Origin of the sequence: uncultured Gimesia sp. (assembly GCF_937919775.1) — a bacterium.
In the GTDB taxonomy this organism is placed as follows: Bacteria; Planctomycetota; Planctomycetia; order Planctomycetales; family Planctomycetaceae; genus Gimesia.
The window spans coordinates 1-1,944 of the sequence record NZ_CALFPF010000485.1 but is presented as its reverse complement, the minus strand read 5'-3'; the positions used below and the strand labels follow the sequence as shown (position 1 = coordinate 1,944).

General features: G+C 52.5%; 1 protein-coding gene and 1 pseudogene. Both read left to right on the top strand.

The annotated features are described in order from the left end of the window. Positions 1-442, top strand: a pseudogene (locus tag Q0294_RS13800) (L-2-hydroxyglutarate oxidase); the annotation flags it as partial. A 20-nt stretch (positions 443-462) separates the two neighbouring features. Beyond that, positions 463-1,638 (top strand): glycosyltransferase, encoded by a 1,176-nt coding sequence (locus Q0294_RS13795; protein ID WP_299466382.1) that lies wholly within the window; start codon positions 463-465, stop codon positions 1,636-1,638. Positions 1,639-1,944 lie beyond the last annotated feature (306 nt).

Here is a 1,944-nt window from a genome sequence, read left to right as displayed (position 1 = left end):
CGGTGTGCATTTCACGAAGATGATTCATGGCGGCGTCGAATGTGGTCCGAACGCGGTCTGGGCGTTTGCCCGCGAAGGTTACACGAAAAGTCAAATCAACATTCGCGACCTGTTCGAAGCCGCCACCTATCCCGGCTTCCTGAAGATGGCGCTGAAATACTGGCGAACCGGCATGAAAGAAATGTGGCGGTCTTTCAGCAAACCGGCGTTCGTCAAAGAACTGCAGCGGCTGATTCCCGAAATCAGAGCCGAAGATCTCGACACCGCTCCTGCAGGAGTCCGCGCGCAGGCGCTCGGCCCTGACGGGAATCTGATCGACGACTTTCTGATCGATGAATCCGACCGCATGATTAATGTGTTGAACGCCCCCTCGCCGGCCGCGACTTCGTCGTTACGAATCGGCTCGATGATTACAGATCGACTCGCACCCCGGTTCGAATAAACAAAGGAAGTCCCCACCGCATGCAGGCATCGATCATCACCTATTGGGGTTATGCGACCGTTGTGTTCTGGTTCGTTTTACTGGCCCCATCGCTGGTCATGATGATCCGTAAACGCGTCTCCCGCTGTGTGCCTTTTACAGATATCCCCGCGGAATGGCCGTTGATCTCGGTGATTGTGCCCGCCAAAGACGAAGCGGAGACGATTGAAGTCACGCTCAATTCGTTATTGGCTTCCGATTATCCCCGCCTGGAAATCATCGCCGTCAATGATCGTTCGACCGACGAAACGGGAGCGATCATGGAACGCGTCGCCGCCGAAGCCGCCCAACAGAATCAGAAATCGATGCAGGTGGTTCATATCGAAGCTTTACCCGCCGACTGGATGGGAAAGTCGCATGCCATGCATCAGGCAGCGCAACGGGCCAACGGCGAACTCCTGCTGTTTACCGATGGCGACATCATTTTTACTCCGCAGGCTATCTCTAGCGCCACCCGCATTTTTCTGCATAAGCAGCTCGATCATCTCTGCCTCCTGCCGCAACTCGCACGCGGCGGTTTGATTGAAATGGCGTTCATCACGTTCTTCGGTTTCCTGCTTACGGGGGGCACCTTTCTCTGGCTGGTGCCCACGCGTTGGACCTTAGGTTACATCGGTATTGGCGCGTTTAATCTCGTACGGACGTCCGTGTATCAGGCGGTCGGTGGCTTTGAAACGATCAAGCTGGATGTGCTCGACGACATCAAACTCGGCAAGTTGATCAAACACCATCACTATCGGCAGGATTTTTATCTGGGCATCGAACAACTCAAAGTCCGCTGGCAGCCTTCCGCCTGGGGTGTGATCACCGGCGTCGAAAAAAATTCCTTCGCCTCGTTTCATTATTCGATCATCCGTGTCACGCTGGTGACGCTGATCTTCATCCTGTTTTTTCAGGCACCGTTTATTGTGCCATTCCTGTTTCCACTCTCGCAGACCATCGGCTTCATAGTTACCGTGATCTTGTTACATCTCTGCTACGCCGTAATCGCTGTTCTGTTTTCCTCCGGTTTGCGCGTGACCCCACTCCTGTTCTTCGCCTCACTGGCTTTGGCGTTTGCCATCTGGCGCTCCGCCTGGATCACCCTCAAAAACGGCGGCGTCCGCTGGCGCGATACCATCTACCCGCTCGATGTCCTGAAGAAGAATTTGTATTAAGAGCCGAATTCAGAATAGAAATCTGTCGTCAAATGTAGGTGGCGTGTGCCACTGTCGGCTTGTCCGACAGTGAGTTATTTCGAGGTGACAATGTCATCTAAAGATCGATTCTTAAGCTGAACTTCGAACAATAAAATTCATATCAGACTGTCTGAAATGTCTTCAGAGCTTTTTACAATCCAGAGATTGATTTGTTGACGAGTACAGTCAAAAACAACTTCGAACGTTTTCACTCAGCACTGTCGGGCCAGTATTTAGGCCGGACACATGGGTAACAACCGTTCGGATACATAGGTAACACTTTCT